Source organism: Streptomyces sp. NPDC034086 (assembly GCF_055575515.1).
In genome coordinates this window covers 1-24,181 of the sequence record NZ_JBVISM010000021.1, presented here as the reverse complement: position 1 = coordinate 24,181, position 24,181 = coordinate 1, and the positions used below count along the sequence as shown (strand labels likewise).

19 protein-coding genes are annotated in these 24,181 nt (G+C 74.5%); 18 read left to right on the top strand and 1 reads right to left on the bottom strand.

Annotated features, from left to right (window positions below; translation table 11 throughout):
* Entirely contained in the window at nt 1-669 is a 669-nt protein-coding gene (locus ACZ514_RS29925; protein ID WP_468175581.1) for an O-methyltransferase, read from the top strand.
* A gap of 31 nt (nt 670-700) precedes the next feature.
* Here the strand turns inward: ACZ514_RS29925 and ACZ514_RS29920 are convergent, their stop codons facing one another.
* Nucleotides 701-1,225: a hypothetical protein gene (locus tag ACZ514_RS29920; protein WP_468175578.1), complete on the bottom strand. Its 525-nt coding sequence runs from the start codon at nt 1,223-1,225 to the stop codon at nt 701-703.
* Nucleotides 1,226-1,378: 153 nt separating this feature from the next.
* Between ACZ514_RS29920 and ACZ514_RS29915 the strand changes: the two genes are divergently transcribed.
* The 17 genes from ACZ514_RS29915 to ACZ514_RS29835 form a co-directional block, all read left to right on the top strand.
* Nucleotides 1,379-2,656: a hypothetical protein gene (locus tag ACZ514_RS29915; RefSeq protein ID WP_469126139.1), complete on the top strand. Its 1,278-nt coding sequence runs from the start codon at nt 1,379-1,381 to the stop codon at nt 2,654-2,656.
* On the top strand, nt 2,653-4,680 hold the full coding sequence (locus ACZ514_RS29910; protein WP_469126138.1) for a VMAP-C domain-containing protein: 2,028 nt from the start codon (nt 2,653-2,655) through the stop codon (nt 4,678-4,680). Before ACZ514_RS29915 ends, ACZ514_RS29910 begins: the two co-directional genes overlap by 4 nt.
* A 150-nt stretch (nt 4,681-4,830) precedes the next feature.
* Nucleotides 4,831-5,880, top strand: coding sequence for an AAA family ATPase (locus ACZ514_RS29905; protein WP_468175569.1), 1,050 nt, complete (start codon nt 4,831-4,833; stop codon nt 5,878-5,880).
* A complete protein-coding gene (locus ACZ514_RS29900; protein ID WP_469126137.1) occupies nt 5,877-9,824 on the top strand; it encodes an SAV_2336 N-terminal domain-related protein in 3,948 nt (1,315 codons plus the stop codon). The genes ACZ514_RS29905 and ACZ514_RS29900 overlap by 4 nt, the downstream gene beginning before the upstream one ends.
* Nucleotides 9,825-9,870: 46 nt before the next feature.
* Nucleotides 9,871-10,629: a tyrosine-protein phosphatase gene (locus ACZ514_RS29895; RefSeq protein ID WP_468175563.1), complete on the top strand. Its 759-nt coding sequence runs from the start codon at nt 9,871-9,873 to the stop codon at nt 10,627-10,629.
* 353 nt (nt 10,630-10,982) lie between these two features.
* The gene (gene fusA / locus ACZ514_RS29890) at nt 10,983-13,040 is read left to right on the top strand and encodes an elongation factor G (RefSeq protein ID WP_469126136.1); all 2,058 of its coding nucleotides are present in this window, start codon (nt 10,983-10,985) and stop codon (nt 13,038-13,040) included.
* 163 nt (nt 13,041-13,203) lie between these two features.
* A complete protein-coding gene (locus tag ACZ514_RS29885) occupies nt 13,204-14,652 on the top strand; it encodes an MFS transporter (protein ID WP_469126135.1) in 1,449 nt (482 codons plus the stop codon).
* A gap of 114 nt (nt 14,653-14,766) precedes the next feature.
* Nucleotides 14,767-16,002, top strand: coding sequence for a trans-sulfuration enzyme family protein (locus ACZ514_RS29880; RefSeq protein WP_468175554.1), 1,236 nt, complete (start codon nt 14,767-14,769; stop codon nt 16,000-16,002).
* A gap of 64 nt (nt 16,003-16,066) precedes the next feature.
* Complete coding sequence (locus ACZ514_RS29875) at nt 16,067-16,573, top strand: MaoC/PaaZ C-terminal domain-containing protein (protein WP_469126134.1); 507 nt, start codon at nt 16,067-16,069, stop codon at nt 16,571-16,573.
* Between the two features lie 40 nt (nt 16,574-16,613).
* Nucleotides 16,614-17,453, top strand: coding sequence for a class I SAM-dependent methyltransferase (locus tag ACZ514_RS29870; protein WP_468175548.1), 840 nt, complete (start codon nt 16,614-16,616; stop codon nt 17,451-17,453).
* Entirely contained in the window at nt 17,450-18,496 is a 1,047-nt protein-coding gene (locus ACZ514_RS29865) for a methyltransferase domain-containing protein (protein WP_468175545.1), read from the top strand. The genes ACZ514_RS29870 and ACZ514_RS29865 overlap by 4 nt, the downstream gene beginning before the upstream one ends.
* Nucleotides 18,497-18,593: 97 nt before the next feature.
* Nucleotides 18,594-19,487, top strand: coding sequence for a diiron oxygenase (locus tag ACZ514_RS29860; protein WP_468175541.1), 894 nt, complete (start codon nt 18,594-18,596; stop codon nt 19,485-19,487).
* Between the two features lie 33 nt (nt 19,488-19,520).
* Entirely contained in the window at nt 19,521-20,381 is an 861-nt protein-coding gene (locus ACZ514_RS29855; RefSeq protein ID WP_468175538.1) for a class-II aminoacyl-tRNA synthetase family protein, read from the top strand.
* Between the two features lies 1 nt (nt 20,382).
* Nucleotides 20,383-21,153 carry a holo-ACP synthase gene (gene acpS, locus ACZ514_RS29850; RefSeq protein ID WP_468175535.1) on the top strand — a complete coding sequence of 257 codons (771 nt, stop codon included), beginning with the start codon at nt 20,383-20,385 and terminating at the stop codon, nt 21,151-21,153.
* The gene (gene metK, locus ACZ514_RS29845; protein WP_468702066.1) at nt 21,150-22,364 is read left to right on the top strand and encodes a methionine adenosyltransferase; all 1,215 of its coding nucleotides are present in this window, start codon (nt 21,150-21,152) and stop codon (nt 22,362-22,364) included. The genes acpS and metK overlap by 4 nt, the downstream gene beginning before the upstream one ends.
* A 1-nt stretch (nt 22,365) precedes the next feature.
* On the top strand, nt 22,366-23,349 hold the full coding sequence (locus ACZ514_RS29840; RefSeq protein WP_469126133.1) for a carbohydrate kinase family protein: 984 nt from the start codon (nt 22,366-22,368) through the stop codon (nt 23,347-23,349).
* A partial coding sequence (locus ACZ514_RS29835; RefSeq protein ID WP_469126132.1) for a homocysteine S-methyltransferase family protein occupies nt 23,346-24,181 on the top strand: 836 nt, incomplete at its 3' end. The genes ACZ514_RS29840 and ACZ514_RS29835, both read left to right, overlap by 4 nt.

Below are 24,181 nucleotides of genomic sequence, written 5' to 3'. Positions count from 1 at the left end.
ATGAACCGGCAGCCCGACGACGTGAAGACGGTCCCCCTCACCCCCGAGGTGTACGCCTACCTGCTCGCCCAGGCGGAGCCGCAGAGCGAGGTCCAGCGGCGGCTGGTCGAGCGCACGCGCGCCCTCGGCGACCGGGCCGTGATGCAGATCCCGCACGAGCAGGGCGTCCTGCTCACCCTCCTCGCCAAGCTCGTCGGTGCCCGCCGGATCGTCGAGGTCGGCACCTTCACCGGCTACTCCACCCTCGCGCTCGCCGCCGGCCTGGCCCCCGGCGGGAAGGTCCTCACCTGCGACGTCTCGCCGGAATGGACCGGGATCGCCCAGGAGGCCTGGAAGGAGGCCGGGCTCGCCGACCGGATCGAGCTGAGGCTCGCGCCCGCCCTGGACACCCTGCGCGCCCTGCCGGCCGAACCGGTCATCGACCTCGTCTTCCTGGACGCCGACAAGGGCGGCTACCGGGACTACTGGGAGGAACTGGTCCCCCGGGTACGGCCGGGCGGGCTGCTCCTCGCCGACAACGCGCTCTTCGGCGGTGACGCGGCGGACCCCGGGGCCCGGGGCAACGGCCTGGCCGTCCGCGAGTTCAACGCCCGCGTCCGCGCCGACGACCGGGTGGAGTCCGTCCTGCTCCCCGTCGCGGACGGGCTGCTCTTCGCACGCAAGCTCTGAGGCGAGCCGCTCCCCCGAGGGGCACGGCGGCTCAGCCGTCCTCCGACACGCCGAGGTCGCGGCGCATGGCGGTCCGCATCGTCCGCAGCAGGTCCCAGATCTCGTCCTGGGCGCGGGCCGCCGCCTCCAGCGTCTCGCCCGCTTCGGGGGCGCCGCGTTCGAGGCGCTTGACCTGGCCGTAGACCGTGGTCAGGGCCCGGTTGACGGCGGACGCCGTCGCGAGGACGTCATCGGGGGCGACCATCTGGGCCTCCGAGTAGCGGTCGCGGTGCGCGTCCTTCGCCTGGTCGAGCACCTCCCGGTCGGCGTCCTGCGCACCGCGTTCGCCCAGGACGTGCAGATGGCGGTTGAGCGCGGTGGTGAACTGCCGTGCGTCCCGGTTGAGTTCCGCGTAGCAGGTGCGCCGCAGCGAACGGCTGTCGCGGATCTCGTCCTGGGCGCGGACGAGTTCTATCTCCCGGCGCCTGGCCCGTTCGGAGCCCCGTTGGGTGAGCAGGGCGCCTCCCAGGGTTCCGGCGACGCCCGCCACCGCGATGACCACCGAGTTGAGATCCATCCACGCGCTCCGTGAAGTCCTTCGGCCCCGTGCCCGCCGCACACGGCCCAGACCTCCCAGTGTGCCGAACCGGCCGTTCCGCGGGCCGGCCCGGCCGCTCGGCGCTATCGTGCCCGGCGGGGGAGTGCGACGAGGGGCGGTGCGGTGCGGGGCATGCGGTTTCTGTTCGTTCACGGTACGGGGGTGCGGCGGGAGCGGCACGACGCGCTGTTCGGGCTGGTGCGGGAGCGGCTCGCGGAGCGGTTCCCCGGGGCCGAGGCCGAGTCCTGCTTCTGGGGCGAGCGGTTCGGCGCCGGGCCGCAAGCCGGGGGCCGGTCCCTGCCCGGGGCCGCCGTCGAGGCGGACGGGGGCGTGGAGACCGCCGAGTGGGGGCTGCTGCTGGCCGATCCGCTGTGCGAACTGCGGGTCCTGGCCGAGGCCGGCTGGGGCGGGGAGGAGGGGGCCGAGGAAGGGGGCGACCCCTTCGCGATGCCCGGCTTACGCCCCGCCGGGGAGCGGGTGCTGGAGCTGCTGCACCGGCTCACCGACGCCGCCCCCGGCCCGGACGCCGTCCCGGGCCCCGGCGCCGCCTCCGGCCCCGGGGCCCCCGACGAGCTGCGGTCCCTGCTCCACGGCACCGGCCTCGCCGCCGGGTTCCGTCCCGCGGTGGAGGCCACCGCCGGCTCCGCCGAAGCGGCCCGCGCCGCGGACCGCGCCACCACCGAACCGCGGGCCCGCGAGCTGGCCACCGCCCTCGCCCGGGCCGTCACCGCCACCGCCCTCGCCGCCGCCGGGGCCGACGCCGACTGCACCGCCGCCGAACGGGACCGGCTCGTCGAGCTCCTCACCACCCGCCTCGGCGGCGGTGCCCGCGTCCCCGGTGCCCGGGCCGCCGCCGTCCTCGGCCGGCTCGCGATGCGCGTCACCACCCAGCCGCTGCTCAACGCCTGGCGCGGCTCCCTCACCGCCGGCGCCGCCCCCGCGCTCGGCGACATCCTGCGCTACCAGGCCCGCGGCGCCGGGCTGCGCGCGTTCCTGCGCGAGCGGATCACCGCCCGGCCCGGCCCGGCCGTACTGATCGGACACAGCCTCGGCGGCATCGCCCTGGTGGACCTGCTCGCGCTGGCCGCCGCCGACGGCGTGCCCGTCCCCGGCGCCGAACTGCTGGTCACCGTCGGCTCGCAGGCCCCGTACCTCCACGAACTCGGCGCGCTCGCCTCCCTCGCCCCCGGGAGCGGGCTCCCGTACGGCTTCCCGCGCTGGCTCAACGTCTACGACCGCCAGGACGTGCTGTCCTACCTCGCCGGACCCGTGTTCCCCGGCGACCCCCGCGTCAGCGACCACGAGATCAGCAGCCGCCAGCCCTTCCCGGCCAGCCACAGCGCGTACTGGAAACAGGGGGCCCTCTACGAGCGCATCGAACGGGCGGTGGCCGAGGCGGGGATCGGGTGAGGGCGGCTCCCGGCCCGCTGCCCCCGGCCCTGGCACCCCGGCGCACGTTCGCGCTGGTCGCGGGGGTCGAGCGGTACGAGATCAGCCACCACTGGAACCTGCGCGGGCCCGCCCGCGACGCCCTGCGCTTCGCCCGGTGGCTGACCGGGCCCGGCGAGGTGCCCGCCGAAAACGTACGGCTGCTGCTGTCCCCGCTCGACGACCCCGACACCCTCGACTGGTCCGCGTCGGCGGGGCTGGCCGCGCTGAGGGACGCCTACCGGCCCGCCACCGAGGCCAACGCCCGGACGGTCCTGCTCGACGAACTCCCCGCCTGCGACGGCGACCTGCTGTGGATCTTCTGGGCCGGGCACGGCTACCTCGGGCGCGACCGGGAACTGATGCTGCCCTGCGCCGACGCCCGCCCCGGCCACATCCGCCACCTCAACCTCGACTCCGCGCTGCGCTGGTGGCGCACCGACCTGGTCACGCACCGCCGGTTCCCGCTCCAGGCCGCGCTGGTCGACGCCTGCCGGGTCGACGCGCCCCGCGACAGCCGCTGGAACTTCGGCAGGGCCGACTACGGCGGCGGCCGCACCGTCCCCGGACGGCGGCAGTTCCGGCTGTACGCCTCACGCGAGGGCGAGGCCGCGCAGAACGACGCCGAACGGGGCGCGGGCCGCTTCACCGAGGCCCTGCTCGGGGAGCTCGGGGACCGGTCCGTGCGGGAGGGCGCCGCCGCCCTGCCGGACGCCGCCCGGAGCATCCACCGCGCCTTCCGGGAACTGCGCGAACGCGGCGAGGGCTGGCAGCTGCCGCAGTTCCTCGTCGACCGGGACTGGGACGCCAACTCCTTCCTCGACGACGGCCCGTCCGGGCCGCCGCTGGCTGGCGCCCCCCGCCTCGACCAGACGGGATGGGACGGGCTCGGCGAGCTGTTCGAGGGCCGCGACCTGCCGCGCTGCGCGTACGAGGCCTACGCCTGGGCCTTCGCGGCGGCCGGCTGCACCACCCCCGTCGACGCCGGGCTGCCCGCCGACACCCTCCTCGACGTGGTGGCCGACCTCGACGAGCGGCAGGGCGGCCGGACCGGCATGCCGCTGGCGGTGCCCTTCGTGCACTTCCTCGCCGACCGGGCCGCCCGCCCCGGCGGCGGCCCCGGCGGCGGCCCGCCGGACCCCGCATGGGCGGCGGCCCTCGCGCGCTGGGTCCGCGCCACCCGGGAGCGGCTCGCCCTGCCCGCCCTGCGCCCGCCGCCGGCCCCCGCCCGCCGGACCACCCTGCACGTGCGCCTGGAGTCCCCGCCCGGCGGCGGGGACGGCCTGCTGGCCCGGATGTGGCTGCGCGGCGAACGCACCCGCCACGTCTGGGAGTCGGAGGGCAGCCCCGTCACCCTGGCCGCGGTCCGCGCCGCACTGGTACGCCGTCTCGCCGAGGGCGACGGCGGGCCCGGGCAGCCGTACGGGGGCATCGGGCGCGTCGAGTTCCACGTGCCGTACGAACTGCTGGAGACGGACTTCGACCAGTGGCCCGTCCCGCGCGGCCCGGGCGGCCGGACCCGCCCGCTCGGCATGGTCCACGAGGTGGTGGTGCGCTGCCCGCAGGAGCGCGAGGACACCCGTTCCGAATGGCGGGCCGCGTGGCGCTGGCTCCACGTCCACGACGGCCGCCACCCCGACTCCGTACGGCTGGTCGAGGACCCGGACGTCACCGACGCCCTCGGGCTGAGCCTGGGGGCGCGGCCGGCGCCCGCCTGCGTCCTCGGGCACGCCACGGGCAGCCGTACGGCGGCCCTGCTGGAGGCCCTGCTCGAAGGCGGGGTACCCGTCGCGGTGTGGCGGCGCGGCGGCGGGGCACCGGACGGCGGGCTGCCCGCGCTGCTGGCCCCGGAGGCGGGCCCCGGGGCGCCCGCGGTGTTCGGGCTGCCCGCCCGGGTGCGGGAGGTGCGCCGGGCGGCCGCCAGCCAGGACCCGGAAGGGGAAGACCAGTTGGTGTTGTTGTGGGACGATCCCGACGACACCGTCGACCTCCGCTCCCTGGCCTGACCCCGCCGCCCACGACCCCGCCCAAGGCCGGCCCGCGATCCGGCCCCGACCCAAGGCCGGCCCGCGATCCGGCCCCGACCCAAGGCCGGCCCGCGATCCGGCCCCGGCCCCGAACGCACGACCGGCGAAGAGACGAGGGAGGCACAGGCAGTGGCGAAGGACTGGTGGCTGTACCGGGGCGCGGGCTCCGGAGAGGAGCGCCGCGCCCGGCTGGAGGCGGGAACGCCGCCGCCCTGGCGGGACTTCACGGGCGTCCCCGACCGCTCCTACGGGCCGCCCGGCTGCTCCGGCGAGGCCTGGGAACGCACCCGGCGGCGCGGCGAGGGCTACGTCCCCGACGAACCGGAGAAGGACGTGGTCAACACCGCCCTGCACCTGCGCCGGCCCCTGCTGATCACCGGCAAGCCCGGTGTCGGCAAGTCCACCCTCGCCTACAGCATCGCCGCCGACCTGGCCCTGGGCCCCGTACTGCACTGGCCCATCACCAGCCGCACCGTGCTGCGCGACGGCCTCTACCTCTACGACGCCATCGGCCGGCTCCAGGAGGCCGGACTGGCACAGGTCCGCGTCCCCGGCGCCCGTGTCCCCGAGGCCCACGAGACCCCCTCCATCGCCCGCTACCTGCGCCTGGGCCCGCTCGGCACCGCCCTCCTGCCGCAGGGCCGCCCGCGCGTCCTGCTCATCGACGAGATCGACAAGAGCGACATCGACCTGCCCGGCGACCTCCTCACCGTCTTCGAGGACGGCGGCTTCGTCATCCCCGAACTGGCCCGGCTCGCCAAGGAGGAACCCACCGTCGCCATCGGCACGGACGACGACCCCGACGCCGGCGTGGCCGTCACCCAGGGCCGGGTGCAGTGCCGCTACTTCCCCGTCGTCATCCTCACCAGCAACGGCGAACGCGACTTCCCGCCCGCCTTCCTGCGCCGCTGCGTCCGCCTCCACCTGGAGGCACCCGGACCGGAGAAGCTCGCCCGCATCGTGCGCGGGCGGCTCGGCGTCGACATCACCGGTGCGGACGCGGCCGAGTACCAGGACCTCGTACGGAGCTTCCTCGAACGCGCCGAGGACGGCGACCTCGCCACCGACCAGCTCCTCAACGCCATCCAGCTGCGCCTGGCCGGGGCCTGGTCGGCGCCCGCCGACCGCGACCGCTTCCTCGACACCGTCATGCAGCACCTCACCGGGCCCACGGCGTGATCGAGAGGCTGCTCGCCGCCTTCGCCGACGGCGCCGAGGACGGCGCGGCGCCCCCCACCGGCCTGGGCCCCGAGGAGATCGCCGACATCCTCTGGCTGGCCGCCCGCGTCGACCCGGCCGCCGCCGCGTCCCGGGAGCCGGACGCGCGCCGGTCCGGCCCGCCGGAACCGGACTCGGCCCCGCGCACGCCCCGGCGTGCCGAGCCGGCGTCCGGCCCCGGCCGGTCCGGCCCGCCCGCCGCCGGTGTCCAGCTCTTCCCCGCCGCCCGCGTCCCGGCCGAGCCGCCCGCCCCGCCCGGCGTGCCCGGTGACGCCCCGCCGGGTGCGGGCGCCGGCGCGCGGCACGGCGTACCGCTGCGGCTGCCCCGTACCGCCTCCCTCGACGAGCCGCTCGCCCTGATGCGCGCGCTGCGCCCCGTCGGACGCCGCTCCATCGGCGGGCCGGGGGAGGAGCTCGACGAGCAGCTCACCGTGGAACGCAGCATCGAGGCGATGGTCCCCACCCCGGTGCTGCGCCCCGCCGAGAGCCGCTGGCTCGACCTGGCCCTCGTCGTCGACACCCACCCCTCGATGCTGCTCTGGGCCGACCTCGTGGCCGAACTGCGCGGGGTCCTCACCCGCAGCGGGGTCTTCCGCGACGTCCGCACCTGGCAGCTCAACGGCACCGGCCCCGGCGGCACCCCGACGCTCGCCCGGGGCCGCGGCGGCCCGCCCCGCAACCCGCTGGAACTGGCCGACCCCGCCGGCCGCCGGCTGATCCTCCTCGTCTCCGACACCGTCGCCGGAGGCTGGCAGGAGGCGCCGCTGATGCGCGTCCTGCGGCACTGGAGCGCCCACAACGCCGTGGCCGTGCTGAACGTACTGCCCGAACGGCTGTGGACCCGGGGCGCCGTACGGCCCGTGCCCTTCGCCGTCCGCTCCGACCGGCCGGCCGCCGCCACCCGCTCCTGGCAGCGGGTCCCCGCCGCCCGGCGGGCGCGCGGCGGCGGGCCCGTGGTGCCCGTCGTCGGGGCGGCCTCCGCCGGCCTGGCCCGGCTCGCGCGGACGGTGTCCGGGGACGGGCGCTGGCGCCGCCTGGCCTGCCTGCGCCTGGACGCCGTCCCCGGACCCGCCGCGGTCCCGGAGCGCCGGGACACCACCGCGCTGGAGGCGGTGGAACGGTTCCGGGCCGGCGCCTCCCCGACCGCCCAGCAGCTCGCCGCCCACCTGGCCGCCGTACCGCTGACGCTGCCCGTGATGACCCTCGTACGGCGCTCCCTGCTGCGGGACTCCGAGCACGGGCACCTCGCGGAGGTGGCCCTCGGGGGGCTCTTCGCCCCCTGGGAGGGGCAACAGCCGCCCGAGGAAGCCCAGTTCGACTTCCTGCCGGGGGTGCGGGAGGTGCTGCTCGGCTCCCAGCTGCGCGGGGACGTCGCCGCCGTACGGGAACTGGTGCGCCACCGGGTCTGGGAGTTCATGGACCGCCACCGGGGGACGGGCCCCGACTTCTCCGCGATCCGGGTCACCACGGGCACGGAGGGGCGCCGCCGGGTCCCGGAGGGGGCGCTGCCGTTCGCGGAACGGCCCGTGCCCGGCGAGGGGGTGACGGAGGGAGTGGTGCGCGTCCGCTTCGAGCCCCTGAACGAGCCGCGCGAGGTGGGCACCCTGCTGTCCCCCCGGCTCGTGCTCACCGCCGGGGACGTGGCGCGGCCCCGGGAGACGGTCGCCTGGGTCTCCCTGCCGGACGGCCGGGAGACCGCCTGCCGGCCCGTGTGGTGGGACGACGCGACCCCGCGCGTGCTGGTGCTGGAGAGCGGGGAGGACCTGGCGGACCCCGGGCTCTTCACGGCGCCGGCCTGGGAGGCGTCGCCCGCGCCGGAGGAACCGTTCGTCGTCGTCCACGGGTTCGCGGACCGCCGGGACTGGCTCACGGCCGCGGGCGACGTACGGGTGGAGGCCGGTGCGTACAACGGTGAGATCGTCGGGATATCACCGGAGGTGGAGGACTGGGCCCACTTCAGGGGCGCCCCGGTGTTCTCGGTGCCCGGGGGGCTGCGCGGGGTCGTGCACACGGTGCGGCCCGACCGGATGGTGTTCCTGACGGCCGGGGCCCTGCTGGCCGAGGACGGTTTCCGGGCCGTGCTGGGCGAGCGGGCGCCCGGGGAGGGGGTGACGCTGGCCGTGCGGGCAGCCGCGAGCGTCCACGGGCCCGGGCGCTCCGCGCGCCGGGAGCTGACCGCCCTCCTGGGACGGGCGATGGACGACGCGGGAGTCACCGGGCGGGTGGAAAGCGCGTCGATGGGGGTCAGCACCTCCCTGCCGGGGCCGGACGCCTTCGCCCGGGCCGGGCTGCTGCTGCTCGCGCTGCACCGGGCCGTGGGGCGGATCCCCGTCTCGGGCCCTCCGCTCGCCGTGGCCCTGGCGGTGCACGGTCCCGGGGGCGACGACGAGACCATCGACCGGCTCCTCGACAACGACGTGATCAACGCCTGGCTGAGGACCGGCGGGCCGGACGACACCCTGCGGCTCGTCCTCACCCTCTCCCCGTCGCTGTACGGGGAACTCCTCGAGCTCTTCGGCCCGTTGGCACTGCGCGCCCTCACACCGCTGGGGGGCGAGACGCGGGGGTGGTTCCTCGTCGGGGATCCCGGCCGGGTGGCGGAGCTGCTGGCGGACGCGGAGACGTACCGGCTGGAGGAGTCCGTCTGGCCCCACTGCGGCTCCGGCGCCTCCGAGGACAGCCCGTCGGGATGCGCCGGTATCCGGCTGCCCGGGCACCGTGCCTGCCTGGCCCACCTCCCGCGCGCCGAGCAGGACGCCTACCTGGGGGGCCTGGGGCCCGGTTCCGCCGTCGACTTCCGCGGTACCACCTTCGGGGACGGCCTGCTGGGGCGGCTGCTCGACGCGGTGCGGGACCCGGGGACGGGGCGGGTCCGGCTGGGCCCGGCGGCCTTCGCGCGGGCGTGCTTCAAGGACGGATGGGCGGAGCCGGCCCCCGCCTTCACCGGCGACGCCGACTTCGGCCGCGCCGTGTTCGAGGCGGCGGCGGACTTCTCCTCGGGCACCTTCCGGGGACGGGTGTCCTTCGGCCGGGCCGTCTTCGAGCGGGCGGCCGTCCTCGCGGGCGCCGCCTTCGAGGGGGAGGCCGTCTTCGACCGCGCCGTGTTCCTCGGGGCCGCCCGGTTCGCGGACACCGACTGGCTCGCCGGCGTTTCCTTCCGGCGTGCCGTGATGGAGGACGAAGCGGTGCTGGACGGGATGACGGTACGGGGACGGGCGGCGGATTTCGGCCGGGTGGTCTTCAAGGGCCGGACGTCCCTCGGGCAGTCCGCCTTCCGGGAAGGGGCCTCCTTCACGCGCGCGGTGTGCGAGGGGCCGCTGTCCGCGCTCGGCACCCGTTTCGGGCGCGCGTCGGACTTCGAGGCCCTGGTCTGCGAGGGCGAGGCGGTCTTCCGTGACGTCCGCTTCGACGGTGCGGCCGCCTTCGGCGGTGCCCGTTTCGAGGGCCTGGCGGTCTTCGACGCGGCCCGGTTCGGGGGCCGGGCGGGCTTCGGGGGCGCCCGCTTCCGGGGGCCGGTCCTGATCAGGAACAGCGTGTGCGCGGCAGGAGTGTCCTTCGACGGCGCCGCCTTCGAGGGGATGTTCCGGTGGGCCGATTCGAGGGCCGTGACGGCGGCGGCCGGTTTCGGGGGCGCCCGCTTCCGGGGGGCCGCGCGTTTCCAGCGCTCCGTGTTCGAGGGCGACACCGTCTTCGACGGGGCCGTCTTCGACGGTGCCGCCGCCTTCGAGGACTGCGACTTCCGGGCCGCCCTCTCCCTGGCCGGCACCACCTTCCACGGGCCGGTCTCCCTGACGGACGTCACCCTCGCCGCGCCCCCCGACCTCCCCGGCGGCTGGACCGCCGCCGAGGCGGACGGGGTGTGGGAGATCACCTCACCCGCCCGTGAGGAGCCCGGTGATCACTGAGGCATCCTGGCCTCACCAGGCCCACCACCCCACCCAGGAGCCCCAGTTGAACCGTGCGCCCGCCCACGAGGAACGCCGCCACGTCCCCTTCGAACGCCTCCACAACTTCCGCGACATGGGCGGCTACCGCTCGGCCGACGGCCGGACCGTCGCCTGGGGCCGCCTCTACCGGGCCGACTCCCTCGGCAAGCTCCACGGCGCCGACTGGGACCGGTTCCTCGGGCTCGGCGTCCGGACCGTCATCGACCTGCGCTACCCCTGGGAGATCGAGGCCAAGGGCCGGATACCGGAGCCGGAGCGGTTCACGTACGCCAACCTCAGCATCGAGCACCGCCCCTACGACCAGGCCGGGATCGACCCCGCCCTCGACCCCTGGCGCTACCTCGCCGACCGCTTCGCGGAGGTGGCCGAGGACGGCGTGGACGAGATCGGCCGCGCCATCCGTCTCATCGCCGACGGCCCCGGCCCCGCCGTCTTCCACTGCACCTCCGGCAAGGACCGCACCGGCCTGATCGCCGCCCTGGTCCTGACCCTGCTCGAGGTGCCCGAGGAACAGATCCTGGCCGACTTCGCCCTCACCGAACTCGCCACCGAGCGCCTCACCGCCGACTGGCACGCCGCCCACCCGGGCCGCACCCTGCGCTGGCCCTCGTACGGCAGGGCCCCCGCCACCGTCATGTCCCTGGTCCTCGCCGACCTCACCGCCCGGTACGGCTCCCCGTCCGCGTACCTCACCGACGCCGTCGGGATCACCCCGGACACCACGGCGCGGCTGCGCGCCCGCCTCCTGACCCGGGCCGGATAGCCCGCGGGAAAACCAGGTGCCCCGGCCGGTGCGCGCCGCCTACAGTCGCGGTGCGCGCCGCCGCCGGGGCGGTGTCCGCCGATGCCGGGCGAAGAGAAGGGGACCGGGCCATGCGTACGTACCGCACCGCCGCCGTCGTTCCCCCCTGCCGGTACGACGTGATCCCGGTGTCCCGCAGCGCGCGGTAACAGCCGCGCGGCTGTCACCGTACGCCCGTCGACGCATCCCCGATCCCCAGCACGGCCCCGCCCTCCCGGGCCCGGCCGTGCCCCGCGGCTCCGCCGCGCGGCGGACCGGCGTCCGGGAATCGCGCTGCCCCCTTCTCACCCCAGGCATCCGAAAGGCCCCGGGTCATGCGCACCAACCGTCACACCAGCACCAGCAACACCACTGCCGTCGCCGCCGTACGCAACCTCGGCATCCTCGCCCACGTCGACGCCGGCAAGACCACCGTCACCGAGCGGATCCTCTTCGCCACCGGCACCATCCACAAGCGGGGCGAGGTCCACGACGGGACGACCGTCACCGACTACGACCCCCAGGAACGGGACCGGGGCATCACCATCTTCGCCGCGGCCGTCAGCTGCGCCTGGGACGGGCACCGCGTCAACCTGATCGACACACCGGGACACGTGGACTTCTCCGACGAGGTCGAGCGCTCCCTGCGCGTCCTCGACGGGGCGGTCGCGGTGTTCGACGCCGTCGCCGGCGTCGAACCGCAGAGCGAGTCCGTGTGGCGGCGGGCGGACCGGCACGGCGTGCCGAGGATCGCGTTCGTCAACAAGCTGGACCGGGCGGGCGCCGACCTCGACACGGCCGTCGGCTCCATCCGGGAGCGGCTCGGCGCCGTCCCGCTGGTCGTCCAGCTGCCGGTCGGGCGCGAGGACGGTTTCACCGGCGTCGTCGACCTGGTGCGGATGCGCGCGCTGCTCTGGCGCGCCGGCGACGGCGGCCCGTACGAGACGGTGCCCGTGCCCGGAGCGCTGCTGGAGGAGGCCCGGCGCCGGCGCCGGCTCCTGGAGGAGACGGTGGCCGGACTCCACCCGGAGGCCCTGGAGGAGTTCTGCTCCGGCTCCGAGCTGAGCGAGGGGACGCTGGTGCGCGCCCTGCGCGAGCTGACGCTCGCCGGGGACGGCGTGGTCGTGCTGTGCGGTTCGGCGTACCGCAACCGGGGCATCGAACCGCTGCTCGACGCCGTCGTGGCGTACCTGCCCGCGCCCGCGGACATGCCGCCGGTGCGGGAGCGGGCCGCCGACCCGTCGGAGCCCCTCGCCGCGCTCGCCTTCAAGGTGACGGCGACGCCGACGGGGCGGCTGACGTACCTGCGGGTCTACGCGGGCACCCTGCGCAAGGGGGACGCCGTACTGGATCCGGCCACGGGCAGGACGGAACGCGTCGGGCGGATCCTGCGGGTGCAGGCCGACCGGCACGAGGAACGGGAGGAGGCGGTGGCCGGTGACATCGTCGCCGTCGTCGGGCTGAAGGCCGCGCGGGCCGGAACGAGCCTGTGCGCGCCGCAGGCGCCCCTGCTCCTGGAACCGCCCACGGTGGCCGACCCGGTGGTGTCGGTCGCGGTCGAGGCGCGCGGCAGCGCGCAGACCGGGCGGCTCGCCTCCGCGCTGGCCCGGCTCGCCGAGGAGGACCCCTCCCTGGTGGTGCGGACCGACCCGGAGACCGGGCAGACCGTGCTGTCGGGGCTGGGCGAGCTGCACCTGGAGGTCGCGGTGGAGAAGGTCCGCCGCTTCCACGGAGTGGAGGTCGCCGTCGGACGGCCGCAGGTCTCCTACCGGGAGACCGTCGTGCGCGGCGTGTCCGGCTTCGTGTACCGGCACGTCAAACAGGACGGCGGCGCGGGGCAGTTCGCGCACGTCGTGCTGGACGTCGAGCCGCTGGAGGAGCCCGGTTTCGAGTTCCGTACGGCGGTCGTGGGCGGCCGGGTGCCGCAGGAGTACGCGCGGGCCGTGGAGGCCGGCTGCCGGGACGCCCTCGCCGAGGGCCCCCTCGGCGGGCATCCGGTGACGGGCCTGCGGGTGGTCCTCACGGACGGGGCGACCCACTCCAAGGACTCCTCGGAGATGGCGTTCCGCGCGGCGGGCCGGTTCGCGCTGCGGGACGCCCTGCGCGCCTGCGCGCTGGAGCTGCTGGAGCCGGTCGCGGAGGTCACGGTGACCGTTCCGGACGACGGTGTCGGCGCGGTCCTCGGGGACCTCGCGGCCCGCCGCGGCCGGGTCACGGGCTCCGCCGGGCAGTCCGGGACTTCGGTGATCACGGCGACGGTGCCGCTGGCCGAACTGTTCGGGTACGCCTCCCGGCTGCGCGGCCGCACCCAGGGCCGGGGCAGCTTCACCAGCCGTCCGGCGGGCCTGGCGGCCGTCCCGGCAGCGGTCGCCGCGGTACTGACGGCGCGTTAGGTCGCGCGCGGCCCCGTCCCGGCTCCGGCCGGGGCGGGGCCGGAACGCGTCCGGGCGGGGATCCGTACGCGCTCTCACGCCTCTCTTACATACCCCCCATGGGTATGCTACGTTGCTACGCGAAGGTACCCCTCAGGGGTATGTGACAGAGAGAGGTCAGGGCATGTCAACCGTCAATCCCCGGCGCTGGTGGGCACTTGGCGTGCTCGCCGCCGCTCAGTTCATGGTCATCATGGACACCTCGATCATCGGGGTCGCGCTCCCCGAGATGCAGAAGGACCTCGGCTTCTCCCAGGGCGAGCTCCAGTGGGTCTTCAACGCCTACGTCATCGTCTTCGGCGGATTACTGCTGCTCGGCGGCCGGCTCTCCGACCTGTTCGGGGCGCGCAAGGTCTTCGCCGCCGGCTGGGTCGTCATGATCGTGGGATCGGTGCTCGCCGCCGCCGCGCAGAGCGCCTCGGTCGAGATCGCCGGCCGGGCCGTCCAGGGAGTCGGCGGCGCGCTGATCGCGCCCTCGGCCATGACCCTGCTGATGATGCTCTTCGGGCACGACCCCAAGGAACTCGGCAAGGCGATGGCCCTCTACGGCGCGGCGGCCCCCGCCGGCGGTACGGCCGGCGTGTTCCTCGGCGGCGTGTTCACCGAATGGGTGAGCTGGCCGTGGGTCTTCATCATCTACGTCCCGATCGGCGTCGCCACCCTCGCCGCGACCAAGCTGCTGCCCGCCGTCCAGGCCCGCCGCGGTTCCGTCGACGTCCTCGGCGCCGTCGCCGTCACCGCCGGGCTGGCGCTCGCCGTGTTCGCCGTCGTCCGGGCCCCGGAGGTCGGCTGGGGTGCCACCGCCACCGTGCTGGAGCTCGTCGGCGCGGCCGTCCTGCTCGTCCTCTTCCTCGTCGTCCAGAAGACCGTCCGCGAGCCGCTCATGCCGCTCAGCGTGTGGCGCGTCCCGCGCCTCGGCTCCGCCAACCTCGCGATGACGCTGCTCGGCGCCGCCTGGATCCCGATGTGGTACTTCCTCAACCTGTACCTCCAGCAGGTGCTGGACTACGGCGCCTTCGCCTCCGGTGCGGCACTGCTCCCCATGACGGTCCTGCTCATGATCTTCATGACGGCCATCACCGCCCGCCTCATGGGCCGCTTCGGCGCGAAGCCGCTGATCGTGACCGGTCTCCTCGCCCTCGCCGCCGGTCTGGTCTGGCTCTCCGCCGTCGAGCCGACCGGCACCTTCCTGGTCGACGTCCTGCCCGCCTCGCTCGTCGCCGCGCTCGGCATGGCGCTCGCCTACATCCCGGCGATGATGGCCGCGATGTCCGGTGCCCCGCAGGGACAGGCCGGCCTCGCCTCCGGCATCGTCAACACCACCTACAACGTGGGCTCCGCCCTCGGCCTGGCCGCGCTGACCGCGCTCGCCACCACCCAGGGCGCCGGTGAGCTGGGCGACCTGCCCGCCCTCACCGACGGGTTCAGCGCCGCCTTCATCGGCGCCGCCGGCATCGCCGCCGCGGGCGCGGTGATCACCCTGCTGGTGATGAAGGGCGACAAGTCCGCTGCCCCGGCCGCCGCTCCCGCCGCCGACGCCCCCGCGTCGCGCAGCGAGACGGCGGGGGTGTGACGTACGGGGTCGCCCCCGCTCGCCCAAGGGGTCGCCCGACGTCCTTCCCGGACGTCGGGCGACCCCTTTTCCGTACCCGAACGAAAGGCAGACCCCTCGATGAAGGACGCCGCGATGAAGGATCCCTCGACGAAAGGCGCCGCGATGAAGGATCCCTCGGTGAAGGACATCCGCACCAGGGCCGTGCACGTGGCCCACGAACTCGAACTCCCGGGCAGCCGGCCGCTGTCCGTGCCGCTCGTCCAGTCCTCGGCCTTCGCCTTCGACTCCGCCGACGAACTGGCGCGCGCCATGGAGGGGCCCGACGGGGCGTACGTCTACGGGCGGCGCGGCAACCCCACCGTGCGCGCCCTCGAACGCACCCTCGCCGGCCTGGAGGGCGGGGCCTCGGCCATCGCCTTCGCCTCCGGGATGGGCGCGATCAGCGGGGTCCTGCTCGCCCTGCTGCGCCCCGGCGACCACGTGATCGCGCAGCGCTGCCTGTACGGGGGGACGTACGCGGCGCTGAACGACCTGGCCGACCGCTACGGGGTGCGGGTCGACCACATCAGCGGGGACGACGTGGGGGAGTTCGAGGCGCTCGCCGGGCCCCGCACCCGGCTGCTCGTCCTGGAGACCATCGCCAACCCCACCGGGCAGGTCCCGGACCTGCCCGGTCTGCTGGCGGCGGCCCGCCGGCTCGGCGTGCTCGGCGCCGTGGACAACTCCCTGGCCTCGCCGGTCCTGTGCCGTCCCGTCGAGCACGGCGCGGACATCGTGTTCCACTCCACCACCAAGTACCTCGCCGGACACTCCGACGTCCTGGGCGGCGCGGCCGTCTTCGCGGACGACGCCCTGCGCCGGGAGGTCTGGCCCCGCACGGTCGAACTGGGCGCCACCCCGGACCCGTTCGCCGTCTGGCTGACCCTGCGCGGGATCGCCACCCTGCCGCTGCGGATGCGCGAGCACTGCGCCAACGCCGGCCTGCTCGCGGAGCGGCTGGCGGCCCATCCCGCCGTGGCGGCCGTCCACTGGCCCTGGCTGGGAACGCACCCTTCGTACGCGAGGGCCCGCGAGGTGCTCTCCGGCGGCGGCGGGCTGCTTTCCTTCGAGCTGCGCGGAGGCCGCGACGCGGGGCGCGCCTTCGTCGAGGGAGTGCGGCTGGCGCGGCTCGCGCTGTCGCTGGGCGGAGTGGAGACGCTGGTCACGCATCCCGCCGGCACCTCCCACCGGGAGCTGGACGAAGGGGCGTTGGCGCGCGCCGGGATCGGTCCGGGCCTCGTCCGGATGTCGGTCGGCATCGAGCATCCGGAGGACCTCTGGCAGGACATGGAACAGGCACTGCGGTCTTCTTTTGGGTTGACAAAATAATCGGCTGATTCGTAGATTGGTTCATGCCAGAGAAACCACTCCTCTCCGTCAAGGGGGTCGCGTGATGCGCTACTTCGAGGACTTCCGGACCGGTGACGTCCACGAACTGGGCACCGTCACCGTCACGACGGAGGAGGTGCTGGAGTTCGGCCGGCGCTTCGACCCGCAGCCCTTCCACACCGACCCCGGGCTCGCCGAGCGGTCCGCGTTCGGCGGCCTGATCGCCAGCGGCTGGCACAGCGCCTCGATGTTCATGCGCCGTTACGTGGACGGGCTGCTCGCCTACAGCGCCTGTACCGGTTCCCCCGGCGTCGACGAGATCCGCTACCTGCGGCCCGTCCGCCCCGGGGACGTGCTCACGGCGCGCGTCGAGATCCTGGGCTCGCGCCCCTCGCCGTTCAACCCGCGCACCGGCGTCGTCCAGCCCAAGTGCACGCTGGCCGACGCCGACGGGAACGTCGTGTTCAGCATGGTCCTGCACAGCATCTTCGAGCGGCGGCCCGCCGAGTGCGACGCGCCGCACCCCGCCGCCGCCGAGGACCCCGTCGTCCGCGCGGGCTCCCCGGCCTGATCCCCGCCCCCCCTGCCCGACGAAGCGAAGGGAGCCTCCCGTGGAGGCCGTATCCCGCACCGCCCAGTGGACCGCCGCCGCGCGGGCCCTGGAAACCGAGCGCGAGGACCGGCTGTTCGCCGATCCGTACGCGCGCACCGTCGCCGACACCATCGGCTTCGACCTGCTCGAGCGCTACGCCGGCGCCGGCACCGTGCCGTTCCTCGCCATCCGCACCACCTACCTGGACCGGGCCATCGTCCGGGCCGTCCGGGAACACGGCATCCGCCAGGTCGTGTTCCTCGCCGCCGGCATGGACACCCGCTTCTACCGCCTGCCGTGGCCCGACGGCGTCACCGTCTACGAACTCGACCGCCCCGCCCTGCTGGAGGCGAAGGCCGAGATGCTCGCCGGGGAGCCGGCCCCGGCCGGACGCACCCGCGTCACCGTCCCCGTCGACCTCACCCAGGACTGGACGGGCCCGCTGGAGGAAGCCGGCTGGCGCGCCGACCAGCCCGTGCTGTGGGTCGTCGAGGGCCTCCTCTTCTTCCTCCCCGAGCACGCCGTACGGGGACTGATCTCGGCCCTCGCCGGGCACTCCGCCCCCGGCTCCGTCCTGCTCGGCGACGTCATCAGCAAGGCGGCCCTGCAGAACCCGCTGTCGCGGCCCTTCCTCAACTGCCTCGAGGAGGACGGCAACCCGTGGCTCTTCGGCACCGAGACCCCCGAGGAACTGCTCGCCGAATGCGGCTGGGACGTACGCGAGGTACGCCAGCCCGGCGAGGACGGCGCCGACTTCGGCCGCTGGCCCTACCCGGTGCCCGCCCGCAGCGTCCCGCGCGTCCCGCGCTCCTTCCTGTTCACCTGTGACCTCCCCACCGCCGAGGTGAAAGCAGCATGACCGCCGTCGAGGACTTCCACCAGCGCGTCATCAGCGACGCCGGCGCCGCCGTACGCGGCCTGACCGTCGCCCTCGGCGAGCGGCTCGGCCTCTACCGCGCCCTCGCCGAGGCCGGCCCGCTCACCCCCGCCGCCCTCGCCGAGCGCACCGGGATCCACGCCCGCTACGCCGAGGAGTGGCTGCACGCCCAGCTGAGCGCCGGGTACGTCGAGCGCCATCCGGGCGCCGGCACGTACACCCTGCCCGCCGACCACGTCCCGGTGCTGGCCGACCCGAGCGCGGTCACCTTCGCCGCCGGGTTCTTCACCGCCCTCAAGGCCCTCTACGGCACCGAGGACCTGCTCGTCGACGCGTACCGCACCGGTGACGGCGTCGGCTGGGCGGAGCACGACCCCGCCCTCGACACCGGTATGGGCAGCTTCTTCCAGCCCGCCTACGAGCACCGCCTCGTCGCCGACTGGCTGCCCTCCCTCACCGGCGTCACCGGCAAGCTGGCCGCCGGAGGCACCGTCGCCGACGTCGGCTGCGGCGTCGGACACACCACCCTGCTGATCGCGAAGGCCTTCCCGCAGGCCACCGTCCACGGCTTCGACTACTCCGAAGAGGCCATCTCGATCGCCCGCCGGCTGGCCGGGGAGGCCGGACTCTCCGACCGCGTCGTCTTCGAGGTCGCCTCCGCCGACGACTACCCCGGCACCGGCTACGACCTGGTCACCTTCTTCAACGCCCTGCACGACATGGGCGACCCGGTCTCCGCCGCCCGGCACGTGCACAAGTCCCTGGACGCGGACGGCACCTGGATGCTGGTCGAGTCGAACGTCTCGCCCGACGACATCGACACCCAGACCCCGGCCGCCCGCATGTTCATGGCCCTCTCCGCCGTGATGTGCCTGCCCGTGGCCGTCGCCCAGCACGGCCCCCACGCGCTCGGCAACCACTCCGGCGAGAAGGCCTTCCGCGCCATCGCCGAGGAGGCCGGCTTCAGCCGCTGGCGCCGCGCGGCCGAGACCCCGGTCAACGCCGTCTACGAAGTCCGGCCGTAACCGGCCCGCCGGACCCGCCGCGCCGGCCGCGCCCGCCGCACCGGCCGGGGCACGGCCCCGGCCCCGGGCCCCACCCCACCACCCCCGAGGAGTCCCCATGGGCGTCAGCGCCCCCCTGCCGGTCAGCGACCGGTTCCTTGAAGTCCTCGAGCGGCTCAGCCACCGCTCCATCGAGGAGTACTACAACCCGTACCAGCAGTTCGACTGGCCCGAGAAGCTCGACGAGGGCCGCATGTGGATGACCCCCGAGCTGCTCACCGTCTACGGCACCCCCTTCTACGAGGAGCTCGGCGAGGAGACCCTCCAGCGCCTCTCCAAGTGGGAGAGCGTCAACTTCTACAGCCTCAACGTGCACGGCATCCGCGAACTGCTCATCGAGGTCGTCGGCCGCATCCACATGCCCGGCTTCGAGGTGCCCTCGGACTTCTTCCACCACTTCATCGGTGAGGAGAACGAGCACATGTGGTTCTTCGCCGAGTTCTGCCGCCGCTACGGCGACAAGATCTACGGCTCCACCGCCCTGCGCGCCGACTCCGCCTGGGAGCCGGAGGTGGAGAACTTCCTCGTCTTCGCCCGCATCCTGTTCTTCGAGGAGCTCGTCGACCACTACAACACGCGGATGGCACGGGACGAGGACCTCTGCCACACCATCCGCGAGGTCAACCGCATCCACCACCAGGACGAGTCCCGCCACATCGCCTTCGGCCGCGAGCTGGTCTCCCTGCTCTTCGACCGGATGCGCCAGGCCGTCCCCGCCGCCCGGGTCGCCGAGGTCGAGGCGTACCTCAAGCGGTACGTGGTCTACAGCCTCAACTCCCTCTACAACCCGCACGTCTACCGCGACGCCGGCATCGCCGACCCGGTGGGACTGCGCAACGCACTGGTCGCCGACGAGCGCCGCCGGCCCTTCGAGCGCAAGACCATCCGCAAGCCGCTCGGCTTCTTCCTCAAGACCGGGATCTTCACGGACGACGTCCTGCCCGTCGTCTGAAAGGCCCCACCGCCGCCCGAGAGGTGACTCCCCATGACCGCCATGACCACCGACAGTGCCAGAGACACCCGGGGCCTGCCGTCGCTCGGCCCCGAGGGCACCGCCCTGCTGCGGCTGCTCGACGACACCTTCGAGAGCTGGGGCGTCCAGGCGGGCGCCCGCTCGATGACCATGCCCCCGCTGCTGCCGGCCGCCGACCTGGCCCGGCTCGACTACTACGACAACTTCCCCCACCAGGCCGTCGTCGCCGCCCCCCTGAACCTGGACGTCCGGGAGACCAGCGAGTTCTGTACCGACACCGGCTGCTTCCCCTGTGACGCGCTGGAGCCGGCCGCCCTCGGCCTGCCCTCCGCGTCCTGCTACGCCGTCTACATCGACCACCAGGGCCGCCCGGCCGCCGACGACGAGCTCTTCACCGTGGTCGGCTGGTGCTTCCGCAAGGAGGCCCACTACGAGGGACTGCGCCGCCAGCTCGGATTCCGCATGCGGGAGATCGTCGCCATCGGCACCCGCGAGCACGCCGAACGGCACCTCGCGGCCTTCACCCGGCGCATCAACGCCTTCGCCGAGGCCCTGGACCTGCCGCTGAGCCGCGAGGCCGCCTGCGACCCGTTCTTCGACAAGGGCAGCTCCAAGGCCGTGCTCCAGCGCCTGACCCCGGTCAAGCACGAGTTCCTGTACGAGGACCTCGCGATCGCCTCCGTCAACACCCACCGCAACTTCTTCGGCGACCGGTGCGAGATCCCCCTCGCCTCCGGCGGCGGCCCCGCCTTCACCAGCTGTGTCGCCTTCGGCCTCGAGCGCTGGCTGTCCGCGCTCACCCGCCGCCACGGCAGCTGGGGTGCCGCGACCGCCGCCGTCCTGCGCGCGAACGCGGCCGGGCCGGCGATCTGAGGTGCCGACCCGACCCGTCGCCGCCCCGCCGGCGGGTGGCCTGGGCTGGGCGAACCTCGGCATGGACATCGTGTCCGTCACCCGTGTCCGCCGGCTGCTCGCCCTCTACGGCGAGGACTTCTTCCAGCGCGTGCTCACCCCCGGCGAACTCGCCGACTGCCGTACCTCCGCCAGGCTCGACGTCCTGAGCCTGTGCGGGCGGATCGCCGCCAAGGAGGCGGCGTTCAAGACCCTGCGCGTCCGCGCCGTGTTCCTGCCCTGGCGGGACATCATCGTGCGGCGTTCCGAGGGCGGCTGGCCGCTCGTCGAACTCCACCGGTCCGCCGCCGAGATGGCGGCGCGCTCCGGTATCGCCGGGATCACCGTGACCATCAGCCACGACGTGGACTACGCGGTGGCGGTCGCCGCCCCCGTACTGGACCCCCTCGCCGTCCCCGAGCCGCTGCCGCTCCCGGAGACCGCCCCCGCCGTGCCCGCACCTCCCCCCACCCCACCCGTACACAGCACTCCAAGGAGAAACACCATGTCCGAAGGCCTGCAGCTCGTGAAGAACTGGCTCCTCGCCCGCCACGAGGAGCTCGACGACATCGCCGGCGACCTCGACCTCATCGAGAACCGGCTGATCGACTCGCTGTCCTTCGTCGAGTTCGTGTTCCTGCTGGAGCAGCACAGCGGCCGCCCCGTCCAGCTGGAGACCCTGGAGGTCGACGAGATCCGCACCCTCGACGCCATCCGCACCCACTTCTTCACCGCCAAGGCGGTCCAGGCATGAGCAGGCGCCTGTTCACCTCGGAATCCGTGACCGAGGGCCACCCCGACAAGATCGCCGACCGGATCAGCGACACGATCCTCGACGCGCTCCTGCGCGAGGACCCGGCGTCCCGCGTCGCGGTCGAGACGCTGATCACCACCGGCCAGGTCCACATCGCCGGAGAGGTCACCACGACGGCGTACGCGCCGATCGCCGAACTGGTGCGCGGCGCCATTCTCGACATCGGCTACGACTCGTCCAAGAAGGGCTTCGACGGCGCCTCCTGCGGCGTCTCGGTGTCCATCGGCGCCCAGTCCCCGGACATCGCGCAGGGCGTGGACACGGCCTACGAGCAGCGCGTCGACGGCGAGGGCGAGGGCGACGAGCTCGACCGGCAGGGCGCCGGCGACCAGGGCCTGATGTTCGGCTACGCCACGGACGAGACGCCCGAGCTGATGCCGCTGCCGATCCACATCGCCCACCGCCTCTCGCGCCGGCTGACGCAGGTCCGCAAGGACGGGATCGTGCCCTACCTGCGCCCGGACGGAAAGACGCAGGTCACCATCGAGTACGACGGTGACAAGGCCGTCCGCCTGGACACGGTCGTCGTGTCCTCGCAGCACGCCGCCGACATCGACCTGGACTCGCTGCTGACCCCGGACATCCGGGAGTTCGTGGTCGAGCACGTGCTGGCGCGGCTGGCCGAGGACGGCATCAAGCTGGACACCGAGGGCTACCGCCTCCTGGTGAACCCGACGGGCCGCTTCGAGATCGGCGGTCCGATGGGTGACGCCGGCCTGACCGGCCGCAAGATCATCATCGACACGTACGGCGGCATGGCCCGCCACGGCGGCGGCGCGTTCTCCGGCAAGGACCCGTCGAAGGTCGACCGTTCCGCCGCGTACGCGATGCGCTGGGTGGCGAAGAACGTGGTCGCCGCCGGTCTGGCCGCGCGCTGCGAGGTCCAGGTCGCGTACGCCATCGGCAAGGCCGAGCCCGTCGGCCTCTTCGTCGAGACCTTCGGCACCGGCACCCTGCCCGACGCGCGCATCCAGGAAGCCGTCTCCGAGGTCTTCGACCTCCGCCCGGCCGCGATCGTCCGAGACCTCGACCTGCTGCGGCCGATCTACGCCCAGACCGCCGCCTACGGCCACTTCGGCCGCGAGCTCCCCGACTTCACCTGGGAACGCACCGACCGGGTGCACGCGCTGCGCAAGGCCGCCGGGGTCTGACATGCGCATCGCTGTCACCGGATCCATCGCGACCGATCATCTGATGACCTTCCCCGGCCGGTTCGCGGAGCAGCTGCTGGCGGACCGGCTGGACCGGGTCTCCCTGTCGTTCCTCGCCGACGACCTGGACGTGCGGCGGGGCGGGGTGGCGGCGAACATCGCGTTCGGCCTGGGCGTGCTGGGACTGCGCCCGCTGCTGGTGGGCGCGGTGGGAGCGGACTTCGAGCCGTACCGGGTGTGGCTCAAGGAGCACGGGGTGGACACCGACTCCGTACGCGTGAGCGACACCCGCCACACCGCCCGTTTCGTCTGCACCACCGACCGGGAGCAGAACCAGATCGCGACCTTCTACGCCGGCGCGATGGCCGAAGCCCGCGAGATCGACCTGCGGGAGGTCGTCGCCCGCAGCGGCAGGCCCGACCTGGTCCTGGTCTCCCCGGACGACCCGGGGGCCATGCTCCGCCACACCCGGGGCTGCCGCGAGCTCGGCATCCCCTTCGCCGCCGACCCCTCGCAGCAACTGGCCCGGCTCGGCCGCGACGAGGTACGGGAACTGGTCGACGGCGCACAGCGGCTGTTCACCAACGAGTACGAGGCCGCCCTGCTGTGCGAGCGGTCCGGGCTCACCGAGGAACAGATCCTCCGGCGGGTCGGCTCCTGGGTCACCACGCGCGGCGAGGCCGGCGTACGGATCCGCCGCGACGGCCGCGAGCCGCTGACCGTGCCCGCCCTGCGGGTCGAGGAGGTCGTGGACCCGACGGGCGTCGGCGACGCCTTCCGGGCCGGTTTCCTCGCCGGCACGGCCTGGGGCGTCCCCGAACGGCACGCGGCGCAGCTGGGCTGCGCGGTCGCGGCGACCGTGCTCGACCACGCCGGCACCCAGGAGTACCGCCTGGAGCGGGAACCCCTGCTGGCCCGGCTCCACGCCGCGTACGGCCCGGCCGCCGCGACGGATCTGTCCACACACCTGGGGGCCCTGGAATGAGCCGGACACGCCGGACACTGCGGGAGGAACTCGCGACCCGCGTGGTCGTCGCGGACGGAGCCATGGGAACCATGCTCCAGGCCGCCGACCCCACCCTGGACGACTTCCTGGGGCTGGAAGGCTGCAACGAGGTCCTCAACCTCACCCGTCCCGACATCGTCCGCTCCGTCCACGACGCCTACTTCGCGGTGGGCGTGGACTGCGTCGGGACCAACACCTTCGGCAGCAACCTGTCCGCGCTCGCCGAGTACGGCATCGAGGACAAGGTCTACGAACTGTCCGAGGCCGGCGCCCGCATCGCCCGCGCGTCCGCGGACGCCCACACCGCGAGGGACGGCCGGCCCCGCTGGGTGCTGGGCTCCATGGGCCCGGGCACCAAGCTGCCCACCCTCGGGCACGTGGGGTACGAGCCCCTGCGCGCGGCCTACCAGGAGAGCGCCGAGGGCCTCATCCGCGGCGGCGCGGACGCGCTGCTCGTCGAGACCACCCAGGACCTCCTCCAGACGCGGGCCGCCGTCATCGGCGCGCGGCGGGCGCTGGACTGGTGCGGCACGGCGGACCTCCCGCTGATCGTCCAGGTCACCGTCGAGGCGACCGGCACGATGCTGCTGGGTTCGGAGATCGGTGCGGCGCTGACGGCGCTGGAGCCGTTGGGGATCGACATGATCGGTCTGAACTGTGCGACGGGTCCGGCGGAGATGAGCGAGCACCTGCGGTATCTGGCGCGCCACGCGCGTATTCCGTTGTCGTGCATGCCGAACGCGGGTCTGCCGGTGCTGACCAAGGGCGGTGCGCACTATCCGCTGACCGCTCCGGAGCTGGCGGACGCGCA